The following is a 20,417-nucleotide window of genomic DNA, read 5'->3' on the forward strand; positions in this document are numbered from 1 at the left end:
TAACTATAACCACTATATCATTTATATCTTCTATGTATAGATTCGATGAAAAAATAATAACGGTGTAATAAAAAAAGGGCCGGATAACCGGCCCTTGTTTTAACCCATTAATCTTAAAGCTTTATTTTTTGGCTTCCGCCCATTTTCCATCAACGTAAAACGCTGACCAGTTTGTCGCTTTGCCGTCTTTTTCCGACGCAACATACTGCTGCTTTGTTTTACGGCTAAAACGGACAATGGTCTTATTCCCATCCGGATCCTGTTGCGGGGCATCGGCCAGATAACGCAGCTTTTCCGGCAAACGATCGCGGAAGCGATATAACTCTTCCACTAACGGAGCACGCGTTTCGCGTGATTTCGGGAACGTGTTAGCCGCAAGGAAGACCCCGGCAGCGCCATCACGCAGAACGAAATAGGCATCCGATTTTTCGCACGGTAACTCCGGCAACGGTACCGGATCTTCTTTCGGTGGTGCGACTTCGCCGTTACGCAGGATCTTACGCGTGTTTTTGCATTCGTCGTTGGTACAGGCCATGTACTTACCGAAACGTCCCATTTTCAGGTGCATTTCAGAGCCGCATTTCTCACACTCCACCACCGGGCCGTCATAACCTTTAATGCGGAACTCGCCCTCTTCGATTTCATAACCATCGCAGGTCGGGTTATTACCACAAACATGCAGTTTACGTTTCGGATCAATGAGGTAGCTGTCCATCGCCGTACCGCACTTAGTACAACGCCGTTTGGCGCGCAGTGCGTTGGTTTCCGCATCATCGCCTTCCAGAACGTTCAATACTTCGTTTTCCGGTACCAGGTTAATGGTGGTTTTGCAACGCTCTTTTGGAGAAAGGGCATAACCGGAGCAGCCGAGGAAAACCCCGGTACTGGCAGTACGGATCCCCATCTTACGACCGCAAGTCGGGCAATCAATACTGGTAAGCACCATCTGATTCGGACGCATCCCGCCTTCATCCGGCTCTCTTTCTGCCTGATCAAGTTGACGAGAGAAATCACCGAAGAAACTGTCCAGCACCTTCTTCCATTCCGCTTCGTGGTTTGCCACCTGGTCGAGACGATCTTCCATCTGCGCGGTGAAATCGTAATTCATCAACTCACGGAAGTTCTCTTCCAGACGGTCGGTAACAATCTCACCCATTTTTTCCGCGTAGAAGCGACGGTTTTCCACGCGCACATAGCCACGGTCCTGAATGGTCGAAATGATTGACGCGTAGGTAGACGGGCGGCCAATGCCACGTTTTTCCAGCTCTTTAACCAGCGACGCTTCACTAAAGCGCGCAGGTGGTTTTGTAAAGTGCTGGGCAGGCGTCAAGTCAATCAGCGACAGGACATCCCCCGTATTTACCGCAGGCAGCGTGCGATCTTCATCGCCTTTACGCAGTGCAGGCATGACTTTCGTCCAGCCATCAAATCGCAAAATGCGACCGCGTGCTTTCAGACGATAATCACCTGCGCCCACAGTAATAGTGGTGGAGTCGTATTGCGCCGGTGTCATCTGGCAGGCCACAAACTGGCGCCAGATCAGCTGATACAGTTTCTGCGCATCAGTTTCCATGTCTTTCAGGGCGTCCGCTTCAACCCCAACATCGGATGGACGGATCGCTTCGTGCGCTTCCTGCGAATTCTCTTTGCTGGCGTACTGGTTAGCATTTTCCGGCAGGTATTTTTTACCGTACTTGTCACCAATAAACGTGCGCACCATGCTGACCGCATCCTGACTCAGGTTGGTGGAGTCGGTACGCATATAGGTGATGTAACCCGCTTCGTACAAACGCTGGGCCATCATCATGGTTTTCTTCACGCCAAAGCCCAGGCGGGTACTCGCCGCCTGCTGCAACGTGGACGTAATAAAGGGTGCGCCTGGTTTGCTGCTGGTCGGCTTATCTTCTCGCTCAAGCACGGTATAACGCGCTTTTTCGAGCAGACTCACGGCCGCCATCGTTTGTTCGCGGTTAACCGGACGGAAAGGTTTATCCCCTTCGTGCGTCACCTGAAGTGGCAGAGAATCGCCACCAGGCGTGGCGGCATTGGCATCAACTTCCCAGTACTCTTCCGGAACGAAAGCTTTAATCTCACGTTCACGCTCAACCACCAGACGCACAGCGACCGATTGTACGCGGCCGGCAGACAGGCCACGAGCGATCTTCTTCCACAACAGCGGAGAGACCATGTAACCCACTACGCGGTCCATAAAGCGCCGCGCCTGTTGGGCATTCACACGATCAATGTTCAGTTCGCCAGGCTTTTCGAACGCCTGACGAATCGCATTTTTGGTGATTTCATTAAAAACCACGCGGCTATAGCGCGTTTCATCGCCGCCGATCACTTCCCGCAGGTGCCATGCAATGGCTTCCCCTTCGCGGTCAAGGTCGGTTGCGAGATAGATATGGTCGGCTTTTTCAGCGAGCGATTTCAGCTCAGAAACCACCTTCTCTTTTCCGGGCAGCACTTCATAGTGCGCATCCCAGTTGTGCCATGGGTCAATGCCCATGCGATTGACAAGAGCGCCGCGTTCATCCTTTTTAGGCTTCTTAGCCGTTTTGGTGGAGGCAGAGTCAGCGCTCTTTTTAGGTGCTGAGCCACTGGTCGGCAAATCGCGGATATGACCGACGCTGGATTTCACCACGTAGTCATTACCCAGATACTTATTGATCGTTTTGGCTTTTGCCGGGGACTCAACGATGACGAGAGCTTTACCCATATTCACCTTTACCTAATAAAATTCTTCCAGGAATACGTCGCACATTGATTCACCTTCCGCTGGCGACGAGCCAATGATATTGCGGTGGCGACAATGGATATCAACCCTATATTTGACCATAAGCGAAAGTAATCGCTAGCAGGTGATTGAGTTAACAGGCTTTTTCGCTAGTATACGATACAGCACGACGATTTTACGGTCGAATGTCAAGCAAATCTGTTGCCAGATTGACGAAAGGGTCACACTGTACCTGATAAAATTTGTTACGCAACTTTATTAGCATGCAAAATCGAATCGCGCCAGCACTACCGTAACGGGAAACCCCTTGCCTGTGCAGGGAAAATTTGCCCCTGGGCCGTGTGGGGCGTAAACTTGTTAAATTTTTAAGGAGGGGCGAAATGGAGCCGAATAAGCAACCTATCGATCGTCAGTCTCTGCTTGAGCTGGCAAACCAACTCATTCGCGATCATGAAGACACGCTGTCCGGTATTGAAGCAACCGGTGTAAGCCAGCGCAATGGGGTGCTGGTATTCAGCGGCGAGTATTTTCTGGATGAACAGGGGCTGCCGACCGGGAAAAGCACCGCGGTATTCAACATGTTCAAATATCTGGCCCATGAGCTGTCTGAAAAATACCATCTGATCGATTAAATAAAAACGCGAGGCCATGGCCTCGCGTTTTTATTAGTACTTGCGTCTACATGAGCGGTTTTTGCCCGCGCTGCCACCAGCGCATCAGCAGTCGGTCTGCGCTCTCTGCGGCACTGCCGGTCAAGCGATCGATGAGTTTTTTGCGTTGCTGATAACGCAGGCCGATCACCTCATGGCTCTCAAACAGCCCCAGCAGCAACTCGTCGCTGGTACCCACCGCATCAACCAGACCTTTTTCCAGCGCCTGCGAACCATACCAGTGCTCGCCAGTCGCCACCTGTTCTATATCCAGTTGCGGGCGCATCTGATGGACAAAACCTTTAAACAGGTCATGCGTTTCATTGAGGCTCTCGCGGAATTTCTGCCGCCCCTCTTCGGTGTTTTCACCCAACAGCGTCAGCGTGCGTTTGAACTGCCCGGCAGTATGCAATTCGATGTCAATCTCTTTGCTTTTCAGGAAACGATTGAAGTTAGGGATCTGCGCCACGACGCCAATCGATCCAATAATAGAAAACGGCGCTGCAACAATTTTGTCCGCAACACAAGCCATCATGTATCCCCCGCTGGCGGCAACTTTATCGACTGCGACAGTCAGCGGAACCTGCTTGTCGCGCAGGCGTTGTAACTGAGAAGCCGCCAGCCCGTAGCCATGAACAACGCCACCAGGACTTTCCAGACGGAGAACAACCTGATCTTCTGGCTTGACCAGCGTCAATACTGCGGTGATCTCTTCACGCAGCGCGCCAACTTCATGAGCATCCATGCTACCTTTGAAGTCCAGCACCCAGGCGCGAGGTTTATCCGCCGAGGCCGTGTCGCCAGACTTTGCTTTGGCTTTTGCCGCTTTCGCGTCCTGTTTGGCTTTTTTCTTTTGGGCTTTATGCCACAGTTTTTGCTGCTGGCTGTCCAGCAGCGCCACGGCCATCTCTTCCTGCATTTCCTTATATTGTTCGCTCATGCGGGTAACGCGTAATTCACCCCGCTGACGTTTGCGCTGTGTCAGATTAACAATAAGAATTGCGACTACCACAATCGCGACGACAACCGTCGCAATTTTGGCTAAAAACAAACCATATTCAGACAGTAATTCCACGCATTCCACCTTGGTTCAGCCACTTAACGATCGCATCCAGTGTACATGAGCCTTCCTGGCACGTCTCGCATTACCCCCTTTCTGGCATTCAGTCGACCAGTTTCAGCACATTCCGCTATACATGATGCCAGCGCACGGGAGACTCTCTGCCAGACTGATTGAAATCGCCTTCTATTTCAGGCATAAAGCCAACACGATTTAAAGACGGGTTGAGACCAAGGAGTTAGCGTGCATTATCAGCCACAACGCGACCTGTTGCGAAACCACATTATTCTGGTCACCGGCGCCAGTGACGGCATCGGCAAAGAGGCGGCGCTCACCTATGCCCGCTACGGCGCACGCGTCATCTTACTTGGGCGTAACGAAAACAAATTGCAGTCGGTTGCCGGACAGATAGCCTCCGGGGGCGGTCAGGCCGCCAGCCTCTTCACGCTGGATATGGCCACCTGTACGCCCAATGATTGTCTGCGTCTCGCGGACGAGATTGCTAAACACTATCCACGACTGGACGGCGTACTGCATAACGCTGGCGTACTGGGCGATGTCTGTCCCATGAACGAACAGCGGCCTGACGTCTGGGATAACGTTATGCAGGTTAACGTCAACGCCACCTTCTATTTGACCCAGGCGCTCCTTCCTTTATTACTCAACGCGGAAAGCGGCTCACTGGTCTTCACATCGTCGAGCGTTGGTCGTCAGGGGCGCGCAAACTGGGGGGCCTATGCCGCCTCAAAATTTGCCACCGAAGGCATGATGCAGGTTCTGGCTGAGGAGTACCAAAATCGCTTGAGGGTCAACTGCATCAATCCGGGCGGTACCCGAACGCATATGCGCGCCAGCGCCTTTCCGAGCGAAGATCCGCAGAAATTAAAAACGCCAGCCGATATTATGCCGCTCTATTTATGGCTGATGGGCGATGACAGCCGTCGCAAAACCGGCATGAGTTTTGATGCTCAGCCAGGACGAAAACCGGGGATATCACAATGAGTGAAGAACGTTATCAGCAACGCCAGCAGCGGGTGAAGGAAAGAGTCGATGCCCGCGTGGCGGCGGCACAGGAAGAGCGCGGCATCATTATTGTCTTTACCGGCAATGGTAAAGGCAAAACTACCGCTGCATTTGGCACCGCCGCACGTGCCGTTGGCCATGGAAAGAAGGTCGGTGCGATTCAGTTTATTAAAGGTACCTGGCCAAATGGCGAGCGCAATCTACTGGAACCGCATGGAGTCGAATTTCAGGTGATGGCAACCGGGTTCACCTGGGACACGCAGAACCGCGAGAGCGATACGGCCGCCTGCCTTGAAGTGTGGGCGCATGCGCAGCGTATGCTGGCCGACGAATCGCTGGATATGGTGGTGCTCGACGAGTTGACCTATATGGTGGCCTACGATTACCTGCCGCTGGAAGCCGTGCTTGATGCGCTGGACAATCGCCCGATCAACCAGACGGTGATCATCACCGGACGCGGCTGCCATCGCGATATTCTGGAGATTGCTGATACGGTCAGCGAGCTGCGCCCGGTAAAACATGCTTTCGAAGCCGGCGTAAAGGCACAGATAGGTATCGACTATTAAGACACCGCGGGCTGCGGCGTTGCGCTACGGCCCTGTCTCGACTTTATCATCCGCATAATCCGCGTAACAACGTCTTTAACGTGACACTGTCACGGCCTTTCACCATGTAGAATCATTTCTGACGGACTGGCTGACATCATCACATGCGTAGAAAAAAGACGTTTCCGGCAAATTAACCGGAAACGTCAGAGGATTAGCCGTTGTTGCTACGCCCACCGGAGCGACGGTTGCCGGACGTCTGACGATTGCCTGATACCTGGCTGTGACGCTTCACTGCACGACGGATCTGATTGGCTTTCATACGACGACGATCTTTTTCGACCGCCACTTTTGATGCGGTTTCCGGCGTCAGCCCTACCAGTTCGCGCAGGTAGTTGGTCTGGGCCAGATCCAACTCAGTATACCCACCACGCGGCAGCCCTTTCGGCAGCGGAATGTCACCGTAGCGCACGCGAATAAGGCGGCTAACCTGCACGCCAACCGCTTCCCACAGGCGACGCACTTCGCGGTTACGTCCTTCGGTCAGGGTCACGTTATACCACTGGTTAATCCCTTCACCACCGCTGAATTTAATGGTTTTGAATGCTGCCGGGCCATCTTCCAGTTGGACGCCACGCGACAGTTCTCGCACTTTGGCCTCTTCAATCTGGCCGAACACACGCACCGCGTATTCACGTTCCACTTCACGGCTGGGGTGCATCAGGCGATTCGCCAGCTCACCGTCGGTGGTGAACAGCAGCAGACCACAGGTGTTGACGTCAAGACGGCCAACCGCAATCCAACGGGCGCCGCGCAGTTTTGGCAGACGGTCAAAAACGGTCGGACGGCCTTCCGGATCGTTACGCGTGCACAACTCGCCTTCAGGTTTGTAATACGCCAGCACGCGGCAGATTTGTTCAGCGGACTCTTTTACCGAAATAAGATGCCCGTCGATACGAATTTTCAGCGCCTGGGTCACTTCAACACGATCGCCCAGCGTGGCAATCTTGCCGTCTACGCTCACGCGGCCTGCTTCGATGATGGTTTCTATTTCACGGCGGGAACCGTGGCCAGCTCGCGCCAGCACTTTCTGTAATTTTTCGCTCATAGAGCTTCCTCGGGTGTCGCCTTCACAGGCGTCGTTGGGAAAATAAAATATCTTTTATTTTCAATGACTTACTTGTTTCACTGCTTGTTATTATACAGCCTTTTCACCACTATGTAACCCTGTTTGTTGTACATCACTTTCTGGTATCTCCACTCGTAAAAACCGGATAACTAATCGAGAACTATTCTCAAAGCCGTGGTTTTGTGATAAAATAGAAGCTGACGAATAAACCACACAAGAACAGGAGAAATATTGATATCTACGCCCACGCTGGCAACGCTTGCAGCCCCAACAGATACGGAACGCGCGACCCTCTCCGCGATCCTGAATAAAACCGGCCTCCGTGCTACCACGCCAAGAATTAACGTCCTGCACTACCTGAATACAAACCTCTCCATACCCGTAACTGCGGAGATGGTTTCGCGTTGCGTGGACTTGCCACTCTCAACGGCATACAGAACGCTCACCGCGCTTGAGATTAACCACCTGGTCGGCGTGACTTTCGGACGCGGGGACGTGACTCGCTGGTTCAGATTTACACCGGATACTCCCCAGCATTGCCCGGCTTGCGGGCAGAGTTTTTACAGCGAATATTCCTGACAACCTGATACCCAAACACCACAAAGATGACCGCACCTAACGGTCACACAAATGACGCTCACCAGAGACGCCAGCAGGCCTTTTACGGCCTTTATTCAACGATTACAGAGGATTACACCATGACAAAGAAAAGCGCTCAGAAAACCGCTGACAGCGATTTACAGGCGTTTATGACTGAGGCCGCAGAACGTTTCAAACCGGATGCCGCAGTGCTGGACGCGCGGGCTGACACAGCCGTTCAACGGTACAGAGCCACCAGCACCACACAGCGTTTCAACGCCCCGGCAGCACTGGCAATGCAACAGCTACAAGAGCAGATTCTGGGTGGGTGGAGATATGACATCGGCATTCCGCAGTCGGTCTATCTCGCCGGTACGGGGAATATGTCGATCACGCTCCGCAAACCGGCGGAGCTGGTGGAAAAGGAAATAGCCGACCTGAAACGACAGGTTGAAGAAAACTATCACAACGAACTCGCCGCCGCGCTGGAACGCGAGGTAGAGAGACTGGTTCAAGACGCCGCCAACGAAGCACAGCGCCGTGCAGAGGAAGCTGCCGCAGCAGAACGGGAGGTTATGCGTCAGCGTCTCCGCGATATGCTTCTGACCGGGGCGACTGTATGACCGTCACCAAAAAGGGGCCGCCGTGCCCCACTTACATCGCCCCTGACGCACTGGAGCGAGCTATTGCCGCCGCTCGCAAAATCAAAGAGGCCAACCCGGATCGCTACAACTCGCTGCCCGTCCAGCCGGAGGAAAAACGATGAAAATTTACGATATTACCGTGACGGGAACAACCGCCGACTGGCTGACCGCCACGCGCGGGAATATGTCTCTGCCGGTATTCGTCCGCAGGCTGCTGACGGAGATCGCCAGCAACCCGGAAAAATATAACGACCTGACCCAAACCCTTAACGACTCCGTGGAGTGCAAATGCCAAACCCGAACAACGAAAAAATAAAGAAACAAATTCTCAGCGCCTTTATCGACTACCTGAAAAATCATGGATGGGTGCTCAAGGCGACAAATAATCTCTCAGTTCTGTTCAACATCCATGATGGTGTCACCCTCAACGATGACAGCATCAGCGGGCTGTTTTACCAGTGGGCAAACCGAAACTCATATGCGGAGATTGAGTACGACGAACTCTGGTGGAACACCATACGCCGCCGGTTACCGTTTGTCGTTAGCGAAGAATTCAGACCAGCGGTAGACCCGGAATTATTTGTGCCGTTGGGTTCCGGGGTGCTTGCAGTCAATACGTACAAAAGATACGAGAAGGACGCACCAGCCAACGGTTTTAACCCTGAACCGGCCCCGTGGATTGAGTTTATCGAGCGCCTGTTTCCGCAAGACACTGACCGGGAAATAGTGTGCGACTGGATGGCACATATGCTCCAGCGCCCCGATCAGCGTCCATCCTGGCACCTGTTGTTCACCGGCGATACTGGCACCGGGAAAGGCGTGCTCTTTGAGCATATCCTCACCCCGCTGCTTTCCGGGCAAACCGCCTCGCTGGACTCATTCGCCAAACTGACGGAGAAACACAGCACAACGCTGGCTTCCAATATGCTGATCCACCTGGATGACGTCTCAACCAACAGTGACAGCCAGATGACCCGGTTAAAGTCCATCCTCAGCGAAGAATGGCAGCGGATACGCCCGCTTTATGAGCCGGAGCGTAGCGCACGGGTTTACGCAAGGATCATACTGTCGAGCAACCAGCCCCGGCCCCTGCGCCTGGATGAGAACGAACGCCGCTGGTATGCCCCGGAGTTTATGACGCACAAAGCTGACCGGCAGGAGACACAATTATTCATCCAGAACCGGCTATTGCCGTGGGTATCCAGCGGTGGGCTGGACGTGATTTATGAGTGGCTCATGTCGCGTGACCTGAGCCAGTTCAACCATAAGTATGTCCCGCAGTCCGATTGCCTGCGCCGGATGATATCGGATTCAGTTTCAATCCTGGAAATGCAAGTCCGTGAATGGGTGGCAGATAACCCGGCATTCCGACTGGAGACGCTACAGGCCCAGTTCTCCGATCTCCGAAACTGCCAGATAGCTTCCAGCTACCTGACGGCGATGAAGTACCGGAAGTGCCAGCCGTACCAGAGAAACCCAGACCCGACCGGCAAAACGTCAAAACAATGGTGGTGGATACCTGATGGCTGGACACCCGCCAGCTTACGGGAGCACCTCGCAACCGCAGAGGAGTTCACATTCTGAGGGGAATTTATTCCCCTCCTTTCATTCGCTGCCGCATTTGTACCCCACCCTTTACCCCATGCGTACCCCATCCTATACCCCACCATGATGAACAACATAAGAATATGATATTAAAATAAAAATATCATTGCACCCGTAGCACCCCACCCTGTAGCGATTTCTTTTTAGCTATATAGCATATACTCTGTTGGCGCACGCAAGTAAGCAACAGGGGCAGCCGTAGGCAAAGAGTAGCGCCGTGTGCAAATCCTAAAGCGGCAGCACTGTTCCTGGCTAAGGGACAGAGGCGGCGCTGGTGGAAGAATGCATATGCAACGCCAGCTCGCTTAACAAGGTTCGATTCCACCGGGCCAGCCTTACGCACACGAAAAATTTCTACAAGGCATATTCCCATGACAAATTTGTCGCCAGCAGGCACAGCAACGCCCACAGCGATCTACACGACGCCGTGTTTTCTCAGATTAAATTATGAAGAACAATATGTAATTTAATAAAATAAAGCCCCGCACACCGGCGAGGCTCTTATAGAATTAGCAAAAGGGAGTCTAACCCATGAAAGCATTTCGACGCTGGAACCTTTCGGCAATCTGATTTTTTCTGACAAATTTGCCGTCAAATTGCTTCTCTATACGTTCCTTAATCCGCCTCAGTCGAAGATTGATATGCCCTTCACTCGACACTTTCGCACCTGTGATCGCCATGATTGCTTTCGCTGCGAGGAACTCCTCTTCGTAGTCATCGCATGCGTAGATTAACGGTTCCAGATTCCGTGGATCAACGAAGGCAAAAACATCTCTGTGTAGAGCTGAGCTGGTTTTCTTAAGCTCTTCTTTTTCATTAAGAATTTCGATTATTCTCTTCAACTTTGGTGTTTTGATGTCGTCTGGGTTGACCTGACATGCCTCGTTAAAAGTTTCGGAAAGGGTTTTCACATTGTTCATCAGCCCAAAGACTTCATAGCTATATGGCAGCGTCTTCCTTTTGCCCAATGAACCTGATACCCATTTAGCTTCACCATTATCGCTATATCCTTCCTGCACATCGATTTTCAATTCCCAGTTTTTGGTTTTCTGAGCGTTCTCAATAAAGCTAAGGACTGCATTTGGGAACAATTTATGAATTTGATCAAGCTTTACCCGTGTATCAATAATTTCTTGCCGCAAACCGGATAGTTCATCACTAATACTCAGTGTATTTTTGCGATACTCTTCCAGCTTATATAAGGCGATCTTTCTATCGATTTCTTTACGGACACGCTTTCGTTCGAGCGCAAATGATTTGTCAGCTTTGAAGTAGTTTCGGGCGCAGTGACCACCAATTAGCACTTCGAAGCCATCATTGGTCACGCCCAGCCAGCCGGCTCTATGCTTTTGATGGCAAATCCCTTTGTGACCTTTGACCTGACAGATGACATCCTCGTCCAACCGGTATTCACCAACGAGGGCTTTAAAATTCTCAGGATTGATTTCACATTCCGAAGAGAAGCGAGGACGCTTTTCGATATCGACGAAACTGGAAAAAAACTCAGACTTTTCAGCCATTGACCCGCCTTAGTTATTCATAACCTGTTTTAGTGTCCAGCCTGTACAAATATACAACTCTATAACCCTTAGGGCAATGGTGTTTTAATGTTCAGCTTTAAACTTAAGTAAGCTATGGTCGGTAAGGCTTATCAGGATTAACTGATTGTTAATATTGATTATTATAAAAACCACTAAAGCTATGGCTACTTTTCTTGCATGTTCCAATTACGCTTAATCGTTGGCAGGCTCAAACCCAATTCAAGCGCCGCTTTGGACTGGCTCAGTCCTTTTGATTTGGCTTCCTGCACGCGCTTAACGGTATCCGTTGCCGCCGGACGGCCTAACTTTTTACCCTCAGTCTTAGCTCGCGCAAGACCCTCTTTGGTACGCTCAATGATGCGGGACTTTTCGAACTCCGCGAAAGCTGAAAACATTTGCAGCATCAGCTTTCCTTCCGCACTGGCAAGATTACGCACGGGCAGATCCAACGACACTACATCAATATCCTTGTCTACCAGCATCGCTATAGTTTGCTGCACATCGATGTTGTCACGCCCCAACCTGTCCAGCTTCAACACCACCAGCCGATCGCCTTTCTCCAGTTTATGGGTGACCATATCGGCAAAGCCTTTACGCTTCATTGCCTGTACGCCACCGGATACCGTTTCCGATATCACGCGACTATCAAGGATGTCATAGCCTGCCTGACGGATCGCTACAATCTGGTTTTCTGTCGTCTGCTCACTGGTCGAAACTCGGCAGTATGCAAAGGTGCGGCTCATAATTTTCCCCTTATCTGGTGTCAAAAACGGTATCATAATCCATGAGTGGTATCATTATGTCAATACCCTATTTTATTGATACCTATTTTGCGGGGTGTTTGCTGGTGTCATAAAACGAACGATTGTTGATACCACAAGGAACGACAAAGCCAGCAACGTGATAACGATATTTCTGAAAGATCCGGGCAGCCCTAATCTCAGCCAGCAAAGCGCTAAGCACCGCGGCCCATGCGGCAGTGGTGCAATCACTGACTGGATATTTCCACGAGCCGATTTATATAGCGGTGGGGTATTGGTGAATCGCTTCCGGGGGGGGGCGAAGGTTTGGGGTAGAAAGTAGCTCCTACCCCGAGTGGGATTTTAGCGGAATTGATTCATCGTGAATCTATACGAAATGTCATCAGAATTACCGTATGCCTCAGTTATGAGCAACACGTTATCCTTGATGGCAAACTCGACATTGAATTCGACACTCCCCGAGCCGTTCCAACGGTTGGAAGTCTGCCCCGACTCAGTCCATATCACATTGTTGCCGGATAGTTTGCAGTCGAACGAGTACTGACTACCATCATGCGGGCGACGATAAAAGATTTTAAATACGCCAGCCGTATTCGTGTTTGCAACTTTGAGCGCATCCATATCACGCCCGAACATTCCGCTGATAGCAGCCTTGCACACCTGAACCGTCGTAAAGGGTGTCGTTGACGCCGGAGACAGATTTACGGGAGCAGCGGTTTTGAGCCTGACTTCGTCAGCCGAAGCGCTTTCCGTGGATAGTTGATTGCTGCCTGGATTAAGGCCTTCGCTTCTGCCTTCATTTCCGGCGAACCATCATCATCCGCGTAAACATTCCCCGCTAACAATCCCAGCACAACCAGAAGTATTTTTTTCAAAGTCATCTCCTTGAACAAAATTTAAACAATAAAAAACCTAAGATTTATCTTAACCACTTTGATCAATTAATTCGATCTTAAAGATAAGTATTTTAGATCGATTGAAGTGATAGACTCCACGTATGAATTGTGAGCAACGCAGAGTTACCCGAAAGGAGCGGATTGAAATGAAGGGGCTTTCTTTTATTTTTTGCGGTTTGTTGGTGTCATTCAGCGCCGTAGCCGGACGGATCACCATGAGTGCACCAGAGCAGTCAACGACGGAGAGCGGACAAACATTGTGTGTCTACAGCAACTCGATTTACACGTTTACATACGTCACGAAGTCAAAGCATTGTCCGTACAGCAAAACGTTCGACACTGAGGACGCCGAGTAAATCAGGTGCGTTTGGTTGATGCGGAGGAAGCCAGCAATATCCTGCCGGTGATTTACAGCCGCCGGTTTACATATGATGGGGGTATCAGCGATCACGCGCCGGGGGGCGGAGTTACCGTTTCCCGAAGAAGTCTTTACCATCTGATGCAGTCAACAATCTGGAGAAGATCTTTTAAAGGCGGTCGGTGCGTATATCGCGCTGTAATGCCTAACGATTGAGTTCGACTATGACCAACAACAAACTGCACCAGCGCAGCGTTTTGGGTCTTCGCAATGGCCTCTGAAATAAAGGTATGGCGGAGGGCGTGGATCACTCTTCTTTGATCGAAGTCGTTAAATTTTGGAACATTACATTGTTCCATAAGGCTATGCCATTCAAGGCCGATTAGTTCGTAGCCGGGTAAATCACCGAACACAAACTCTCCCGGTTTAATCCCCTGGATTCGGTCCAGGAGAAGTTTTTCGATGGTCTTACTTACAGGTATCTGTCGCTGCGCGTGTTCAGTTTTTCCACCAGCAATAAATATGTAGTAGCGTCCCGTCTCATCATCCTTACGGATATGTTCCATGCAAATGGCTGCAATTTCCCCCCGGCGAGCACCTGTATAAATCAGAGTCAAGAAGTAGTCACGCCGCCAATCCGTATAGGTATTCAGCCGTTTGACTAAACGCTGCATCTCTGGACGTGAGTAATGACCGCCTTTATTTTCCTGTACTTCATACTTAATCCCTTCCGTCGGCGCTTTTTCTAACACATCCTTTTCATCTTTGAGGAACACCTTGAAAAAGGAGGAGTAAATCTTGAGGTGTTTTTTGACGTTGGCACTACTGATTAGATCATCTTCTGGGACATCAAACTCGATACATTCCTCAAGACTCAAGCGAGAGTAAGGAAGTTTAGTTCGACGTGGGAGGTTTTTAACCACTTCCAGTGTCTGGCGGATATCCTGCTTACTGATTACACCAACGGGAAGATCACCAACAACATGCATCAACACCTCGAAGTAGCGCTGGTTCTCATTGGCAATGGTCGCGGCCCAGCCTTTACCCTTATCCGTCGTGTACATCTTCCAAGCATCAGAAAGTAATGGTGTGGATGGGGTGACATCATTTTCTGGTTCTGCTGATTGCGGTTCTGCTTGCGGTAAAGTGGCAGCAACCTTGCGTTGATACACCTCCGCCTGTTCCACCATTTGCGAGGTCAGCTGCTTAAATTTGAACAGGTCGCCACTGTAGAAGGCATCATACGCCTGATAAAGGAGCGCACGACTCATCGTGATCTCGCTCGCAGCCTTATCAAGTTCCGTGCCTATATCGGAAACATCGAGATCCTGCGTCAGGAGTGCATACTTTAGTAATCCCGCGAACTCGGTTTTTCCATTATAGAGTTGTTTTAAATTTTCCTGAGCATATTGCCGAGCAACCTGTTTTTGAACGTTCAGGATCAATCTCCTCTCCGCCAGTCAATTTCAGATGGAATTGTCCCACCTCAGGGATTGTCTCTGCCTCAATCGCGCCGATCTTCAACCAATGCAGTTGCAACGCGTCAACATCCTGTTTCGTGGCTTTACGAACACCCCGGATCTCCCGTTTGAAAGATTCCTCGCTCATCGTTCCATTTTGTACGAGTGGAATAAAAGGCACTAAACGTGACATTGTCACCTCTGCCACTTTCAGGGAATCAGTGCCAAGAGATTGACGAAAGAATGCACCAGAGGGAAGACGGAAATTAATGTAGAAAGTATTACCGCGCTTAGTGGTGTACTTCGGGTTGTTGTACAGTCGCTTGTTGGCCATCTTGTGACATCCAATGTTGTAAAATCAATAAGTTAGATAACAATCACAAGATAAGCCATTGATAATAATGTCGTTCACTCAGCCTTCACAGGCGTCGAATAGGGTCATCAGGCCACTGCGGCGCCTGTGAAATGGCCGCGTAGTATAGCGGCTTGCTTCATTATAGGAAAGGTTTAACGTCGCCGACGCCTTCACGAATAACAACCGGGGAATCATCCGTAAGATCGACAACCGTTGTCGGTTGCTGTCCCAGATATCCGCCATGGATAATCAAATCCACCAGCTTTTCCAGACGATCTTTAATTTCATCAGGATCGGACTCGGTAAATTCGCTACCGGGCAGCATTAGCGAGGTAGAAAGCATCGGCTCGCCAAGGGTATCGAGCAATGCCAGCGCAATCGGATTCGCCGGGACACGCAGGCCGATGGTTTTACGTTTTTCCTGCAACAGGCGACGCGGCACTTCTTTCGTTCCTTTCAGGATAAAGGTGTAATTGCCTGGGGTGTTATTTTTAATCAGACGAAAAGCCACATTGTCGACGAACGCATAGGTCGACAGCTCAGACAAGTCGCGGCACATCAGGGTAAAGTTATGGCCATCAGGCAATTGACGGATGCGGCAAATACGCTCCATCGCCCCTTTGTCTTCAATTTTACAGCCTAACGCATACCCTGAATCGGTAGGGTAAACAATCACCCCGCCTTTACGGACAATCTCAACAGCCTGATTAATCAGACGCGGTTGAGGATTTTCCGGATGAATATAAAAAAACTGACTCATACTTCCCTCTCTTCACTGTTTCGCGGCTGCTCCCATTTGCGCCAGACGCCCTCCACATCAGCGGGTAGCCAAAGCTTGCGCCCCAGCTCAATCCATGCGCATGGCTGATGGAAATCCGATCCCTGGGAGGCCAGTAAACCGAACTGGCGGGCATACTCGGCGAGCTGTTTACGCTCATTGGGAGCCTGCTGGCATTGGGCAACTTCCATCGCCTCTCCGCCACTCTGGGCAAAATGCGCCAGCAGTCTTTTCAACCATTTAGCGGAGAGATCGTATCGGCCCGGATGGGCCAGCACCGCCGTTCCGCCAGAATGATGAATCACTTCAATAGCTTGTTCTATTGTACACCACTGTGGTGGAACATATCCGGTTTTCCCGCGCGCAAGATACCTTTTGAATACATCCGCCATACTGGAGGCTTTACCGCACTCCACCAGAAAACGGGCAAAATGTCCGCGCGTGACGGCAGCACCCTGCGCCAGTCGCTGCGCGCCTTCCCAGGCGCCCGGGATATGGGCCTTTTCCAGGCGTTCAGCAATCAGCCTGCCGCGCTGCTGGCGCCGCTCATGCTGCTCCTGTAAAAATGAACATAACGCTGGATTTTCAATATCGATATTCAGGCCCACGATGTGAATCTCGTGATTTTCCCAGACGGTGGAAATCTCCACACCGGCTATCAATGTCAGTGCCAGCCCGGTGCGTTCAATTTCTTCACGCGCAGCGGGAATAGCGGCTGTCGTATCGTGATCGGTAATCGCCAGGGTTCCCACACGCATTGCAACCGCACGGTGGACCAGTTCTTGTGGGGTCAGGACGCCATCAGAGGCAATAGTGTGGCTGTGCAGGTCATAAATCACTGCGTAATTCGTGTCGCTCAAAAGCGGCTCCCATGGCCGATAAAACAATAACTGTGCCCTATCATAACGTTCTGCGGCGATTTTCTGAAATCGAGGGTTGACTTTCCTTGCGCGAACCAGTTAACTAGTACGCAAGTTCACTCCACGAGGTATCCCTGATGAATATGCATTTTTCCGTTAACCGCTGGTGGCGCACTCCCTGACATTGGGCAGTGTTTCACGTGCGTATTCAGCACACCGATACCCGGCCCGCCAACTGAGCGGGCTTTTTTTTGAACATATTTATGAGAGCAACTATGCAAACGCAAAAACCGACACTTGAATTGCTCACCAGCAACGCGCTGTACCGGGAGAACCCGACCGCGTTATTCCATCAACTGTGTGGTGCACGCCCGGCAACGTTGTTGCTGGAATCCGCCGATATCGACAGCAAAAACGATTTAAAAAGCCTGCTGCTGGTGGATAGCGCGCTGCGCATTACCGCTTTGGGTGACACTGTCACTATTCAGGCCTTAACCCAAAATGGTGCCTCACTGTTGCCGCTGCTGGATGCCGCACTTCCGGCAGGGGTTGAGAACACCATCCAGAAAGATTCTCGCGTATTACGTTTTCCGCCGGTCAGCACCCTGCTCGATGAAGATGCACGTCTGTGCTCACTCTCAGTTTTCGATGCCTTCCGTCTGCTACAGGGGCTGGTTGATGTCCCGACTGACGAGCGTGAAGCCATGTTCTTCGGCGGCCTGTTTGCCTACGACCTGGTGGCCGGGTTTGAAGATTTACCTGCACTGAGTCATGACCGCCGCTGTCCGGACTACTGCTTTTATCTGGCAGAAACCTTACTGGTGATCGACCATCAGAAGCGTCACACCCGCATTCAGGTGAGTCTGTTTTCCACCGATGCCAACGAAAAAGCGCGTCTGACGCAGCGCATTGAAACACTGCATGAACAGCTAAACGTACCGCCAGCGCCATTGCCGGTTGAATCCGTCAGCACTATGCGTTGCGACTGCAACCAGAGCGATGAAGAGTACGGCGCGGTTGTGCGTCAGATGCAAAAAGCGATTCGCGCCGGTGAGATTTTCCAGGTTGTTCCGTCCCGCCGCTTCACCCTGCCGTGCCCGTCACCGCTGGCTGCCTATGAAGTGCTGAAAAAGAGCAACCCAAGTCCGTACATGTTCTTTATGCAGGACAGCGATTTCGCTCTGTTTGGCGCATCGCCGGAAAGCTCGCTCAAATATGACGCCACCTCACGCCAGATTGAAATCTACCCCATCGCCGGGACACGCCCACGCGGTCGTCGCGCTGACGGTTCGCTGGACCGGGATCTGGACAGCCGTATTGAACTCGAAATGCGTACCGACCATAAAGAGTTATCCGAGCACCTGATGCTGGTTGATCTCGCACGTAACGATCTGGCGCGAATTTGTACTCCGGGCAGCCGTTATGTCGCGGATCTGACCAAAGTCGACCGCTACTCCTTCGTTATGCACCTGGTGTCGCGTGTGGTCGGTGAATTGCGCCAGGATCTCGATGTACTGCACGCCTATCGCGCCTGTATGAACATGGGCACGCTCAGCGGCGCGCCGAAAGTACGCGCCATGCAATTGATTGCCGATGCGGAAGGTTCCCGCCGCGGCAGTTATGGCGGTGCCGTGGGCTATTTCACCGCCCATGGTGACCTGGACACCTGCATTGTGATTCGTTCTGCCTGGGTCGAAGACGGTGTTGCCACCGTTCAGGCAGGCGCTGGCGTGGTACTGGATTCGGTACCGCAATCAGAAGCCGATGAAACACGTAATAAAGCCCGCGCGGTTCTGCGCGCCATTGCTAAAGCGCATAACGCTCAGGAGACGTTCTGATGGCTGACATTCTGCTGCTCGATAATATCGACTCATTTACCTATAACCTTGCCGATCAATTACGCGCCAGCGGGCATAACGTGGTGATTTACCGTAACCATGTCCCGGCACAAACCCTGATTGACCGCCTGGCGACCATGAAAAACCCGGTGCTAATGCTCTCGCCAGGACCAGGGGCCCCCTCGGAAGCGGGTTGCATGCCTGAGTTGCTGACCCGCATGCGCGGCAAACTGCCGATAATCGGCATCTGTCTGGGACACCAGGCGATTGTGGAAGCCTACGGCGGCTATGTCGGTCAGGCTGGCGAAATTCTGCACGGCAAAGCCTCCAGCATTGAACATGACGGCCAGGTAATGTTTGCCGGCCTGGCGAACCCGCTACCGGTGGCGCGCTACCATTCACTGGTAGGCAGCAACATTCCGGCAGGGTTAACTATCAACGCGCACTTTAACGGCATGGTCATGGCTGTGCGTCATGATGCGGATCGCGTCTGTGGTTTCCAGTTCCATCCGGAATCTATTCTAACCTCACAGGGAGCCCGTTTGCTGGAACAAACTCTGGCATGGGCGCTGCAAAAACTGGAGCAGACCAATACGCTTCAACCGGTACTGGAGAAACTGTATCAGGCGCAAACACTGAGCCAGCAAGAAAGCCACCAGCTCTTCTCTGCCGTTGTGCGCGGCGAACTGAAACCTGAGCAACTGGCCGCGGCGCTGGTGAGTATGAAAGTACGTGGTGAGCACCCGAATGAAATTGCCGGTGCGGCCACCGCGTTACTGGAAAATGCCGCTCCGTTCCCGCGCCCGGATTATCCGTTCGCCGACATCGTGGGCACTGGTGGCGACGGCAGCAACAGTATCAATATCTCAACAGCCAGTGCGTTTGTGGCGGCAGCCTGCGGTCTCAAAGTCGCAAAACACGGTAACCGCAGCGTTTCCAGCCGCTCCGGATCCTCCGATTTACTGGCCGCTTTCGGTATTAACCTGGATATGAACGCCGACAAATCCCGCACTGCGCTGGATGAGCTGGGCGTGTGTTTCCTGTTCGCGCCGAAGTACCACACCGGGTTCCGCCACGCGATGCCGGTGCGCCAGCAGCTCAAAACACGCACCCTGTTTAACGTGCTGGGGCCCCTGATTAACCCGGCGCACCCACCGTTGGCGTTGATTGGCGTGTACAGCCCGGAGCTGGTGCTGCCGATTGCCGAAACTCTGCGCGTACTGGGTTATCAGCGTGCGGCCGTTGTGCACAGCGGTGGCATGGATGAAGTTTCCCTCCATGCCCCGACGGTAGTGGCCGAATTGCGCGATGGCGAGATCAAGAGCTACCAGCTGACCGCTGCCGATTTCGGCCTGACGCCGTATCATCAGGAGCAACTGGCAGGCGGTACGCCGGAAGAAAACCGTGACATTCTGACACGCTTACTACAAGGTAAAGGTGAAGCCGCCCATGAGGCCGCCGTTGCTGCAAATGTCGCCATGTTGATGCGTTTACATGGAGAAGAAGATTTGCAAGCCAACGCGCAGAAAGTTCTGCAGGTGCTGCACAGCGGCGCCGCCTATGACAAAGTCACCGCACTTGCGGCAAGAGGGTAAAGA

At 52.0% G+C, this 20,417-nt stretch carries 21 protein-coding genes and 1 other annotated feature; of the genes, 11 read left to right on the top strand and 10 right to left on the bottom strand.

The window, feature by feature from the left end; all coding sequences use genetic code 11:
• Positions 1–121: 121 nt before the first annotated feature.
• Positions 122–2,719: a type I DNA topoisomerase gene (gene topA, locus AB182_RS13085; protein ID WP_047370484.1), complete on the bottom strand. Its 2,598-nt coding sequence runs from the start codon at positions 2,717–2,719 to the stop codon at positions 122–124.
• Between the two features lie 398 nt (positions 2,720–3,117).
• Between topA and AB182_RS13090 the strand changes: the two genes are divergently transcribed.
• On the top strand, positions 3,118–3,369 hold the full coding sequence (locus AB182_RS13090) for a YciN family protein (RefSeq protein WP_047370485.1): 252 nt from the start codon (positions 3,118–3,120) through the stop codon (positions 3,367–3,369).
• Between the two features lie 46 nt (positions 3,370–3,415).
• Here the strand turns inward: AB182_RS13090 and sohB are convergent, their stop codons facing one another.
• Positions 3,416–4,462 (bottom strand): protease SohB, encoded by a 1,047-nt coding sequence (gene sohB, locus AB182_RS13095; RefSeq protein ID WP_047370486.1) that lies wholly within the window; start codon positions 4,460–4,462, stop codon positions 3,416–3,418.
• 228 nt (positions 4,463–4,690) lie between these two features.
• Here sohB and AB182_RS13100 point away from each other — a divergent pair, with 228 nt between their 5' ends.
• Together AB182_RS13100 and cobO are read left to right on the top strand one after the other, a co-directional pair.
• Positions 4,691–5,449, top strand: a complete 759-nt coding sequence (locus AB182_RS13100) for a YciK family oxidoreductase (RefSeq protein WP_047370487.1) — start codon at positions 4,691–4,693, stop codon at positions 5,447–5,449.
• Entirely contained in the window at positions 5,446–6,036 is a 591-nt protein-coding gene (gene cobO, locus AB182_RS13105; protein ID WP_047370488.1) for a cob(I)yrinic acid a,c-diamide adenosyltransferase, read from the top strand. The genes AB182_RS13100 and cobO overlap by 4 nt, the downstream gene beginning before the upstream one ends.
• A 193-nt stretch (positions 6,037–6,229) precedes the next feature.
• Here the strand turns inward: cobO and rluB are convergent, their stop codons facing one another.
• Positions 6,230–7,123 (bottom strand): 23S rRNA pseudouridine(2605) synthase RluB, encoded by an 894-nt coding sequence (gene rluB / locus AB182_RS13110; RefSeq protein WP_047370489.1) that lies wholly within the window; start codon positions 7,121–7,123, stop codon positions 6,230–6,232.
• 252 nt (positions 7,124–7,375) lie between these two features.
• Here rluB and AB182_RS32330 point away from each other — a divergent pair, with 252 nt between their 5' ends.
• The 5 genes from AB182_RS32330 (at position 7,376) to AB182_RS13125 (ending at position 9,951) form a co-directional block, all read left to right on the top strand.
• Positions 7,376–7,723, top strand: coding sequence for a hypothetical protein (locus AB182_RS32330; protein WP_139153701.1), 348 nt, complete (start codon positions 7,376–7,378; stop codon positions 7,721–7,723).
• Between the two features lie 119 nt (positions 7,724–7,842).
• On the top strand, positions 7,843–8,346 hold the full coding sequence (locus tag AB182_RS13115; protein ID WP_047370490.1) for a hypothetical protein: 504 nt from the start codon (positions 7,843–7,845) through the stop codon (positions 8,344–8,346).
• On the top strand, positions 8,343–8,489 hold the full coding sequence (locus tag AB182_RS32605) for a hypothetical protein (RefSeq protein ID WP_167337882.1): 147 nt from the start codon (positions 8,343–8,345) through the stop codon (positions 8,487–8,489). The genes AB182_RS13115 and AB182_RS32605 overlap by 4 nt, the downstream gene beginning before the upstream one ends.
• Positions 8,486–8,683 carry a hypothetical protein gene (locus AB182_RS13120; protein WP_047370491.1) on the top strand — a complete coding sequence of 66 codons (198 nt, stop codon included), beginning with the start codon at positions 8,486–8,488 and terminating at the stop codon, positions 8,681–8,683. Before AB182_RS32605 ends, AB182_RS13120 begins: the two co-directional genes overlap by 4 nt.
• Complete coding sequence (locus AB182_RS13125) at positions 8,656–9,951, top strand: primase-helicase family protein (RefSeq protein WP_052958828.1); 1,296 nt, start codon at positions 8,656–8,658, stop codon at positions 9,949–9,951. The genes AB182_RS13120 and AB182_RS13125 overlap by 28 nt, the downstream gene beginning before the upstream one ends.
• Positions 9,952–10,496: 545 nt before the next feature.
• Here AB182_RS13125 and AB182_RS13130 read toward each other — a convergent pair.
• The 3 genes from AB182_RS13130 to AB182_RS32610 form a co-directional block, all read right to left on the bottom strand.
• Positions 10,497–11,492, bottom strand: coding sequence for a hypothetical protein (locus tag AB182_RS13130; RefSeq protein WP_047370492.1), 996 nt, complete (start codon positions 11,490–11,492; stop codon positions 10,497–10,499).
• A gap of 185 nt (positions 11,493–11,677) precedes the next feature.
• A complete protein-coding gene (locus tag AB182_RS13135) occupies positions 11,678–12,256 on the bottom strand; it encodes a recombinase family protein (RefSeq protein WP_047370493.1) in 579 nt (192 codons plus the stop codon).
• A 719-nt stretch (positions 12,257–12,975) separates the two neighbouring features.
• Positions 12,976–13,149 carry a hypothetical protein gene (locus AB182_RS32610; protein WP_167337864.1) on the bottom strand — a complete coding sequence of 58 codons (174 nt, stop codon included), beginning with the start codon at positions 13,147–13,149 and terminating at the stop codon, positions 12,976–12,978.
• Between the two features lie 167 nt (positions 13,150–13,316).
• Here AB182_RS32610 and AB182_RS33025 point away from each other — a divergent pair, with 167 nt between their 5' ends.
• Complete coding sequence (locus AB182_RS33025) at positions 13,317–13,526, top strand: hypothetical protein (protein WP_047370494.1); 210 nt, start codon at positions 13,317–13,319, stop codon at positions 13,524–13,526.
• Positions 13,527–13,659: 133 nt separating this feature from the next.
• Here the strand turns inward: AB182_RS33025 and AB182_RS13150 are convergent, their stop codons facing one another.
• From AB182_RS13150 to rnm, 4 genes are all read right to left on the bottom strand, one after another.
• Positions 13,660–14,973, bottom strand: coding sequence for a tyrosine-type recombinase/integrase (locus tag AB182_RS13150; protein WP_223883597.1), 1,314 nt, complete (start codon positions 14,971–14,973; stop codon positions 13,660–13,662).
• A complete protein-coding gene (locus AB182_RS33030) occupies positions 14,906–15,322 on the bottom strand; it encodes a hypothetical protein (RefSeq protein ID WP_223883598.1) in 417 nt (138 codons plus the stop codon). The genes AB182_RS13150 and AB182_RS33030 overlap by 68 nt, the downstream gene beginning before the upstream one ends.
• Before the next feature lie 160 nt (positions 15,323–15,482).
• The gene (locus AB182_RS13155) at positions 15,483–16,103 is read right to left on the bottom strand and encodes an L-threonylcarbamoyladenylate synthase (protein ID WP_047370495.1); all 621 of its coding nucleotides are present in this window, start codon (positions 16,101–16,103) and stop codon (positions 15,483–15,485) included.
• Positions 16,100–16,981, bottom strand: coding sequence for an RNase RNM (rnm, locus tag AB182_RS13160; protein ID WP_047370496.1), 882 nt, complete (start codon positions 16,979–16,981; stop codon positions 16,100–16,102). The genes AB182_RS13155 and rnm overlap by 4 nt, the downstream gene beginning before the upstream one ends.
• A 158-nt stretch (positions 16,982–17,139) precedes the next feature.
• Positions 17,140–17,234: a sequence feature (Trp leader region), on the top strand.
• A 22-nt stretch (positions 17,235–17,256) separates the two neighbouring features.
• On the opposite strand from rnm, the gene AB182_RS13165 reads away from it, so the two are divergent.
• Together AB182_RS13165 and trpD are read left to right on the top strand one after the other, a co-directional pair.
• Positions 17,257–18,819 carry an anthranilate synthase component 1 gene (locus tag AB182_RS13165; RefSeq protein ID WP_047370497.1) on the top strand — a complete coding sequence of 521 codons (1,563 nt, stop codon included), beginning with the start codon at positions 17,257–17,259 and terminating at the stop codon, positions 18,817–18,819.
• The gene (gene trpD / locus AB182_RS13170) at positions 18,819–20,414 is read left to right on the top strand and encodes a bifunctional anthranilate synthase glutamate amidotransferase component TrpG/anthranilate phosphoribosyltransferase TrpD (RefSeq protein WP_047370498.1); all 1,596 of its coding nucleotides are present in this window, start codon (positions 18,819–18,821) and stop codon (positions 20,412–20,414) included. The genes AB182_RS13165 and trpD overlap by 1 nt, the downstream gene beginning before the upstream one ends.
• The last annotated feature ends 3 nt before the right edge of the window (positions 20,415–20,417 follow it).

Source organism: Phytobacter ursingii, from assembly GCF_001022135.1.
Classification (GTDB): Bacteria; Pseudomonadota; Gammaproteobacteria; order Enterobacterales; family Enterobacteriaceae; genus Phytobacter; species Phytobacter ursingii.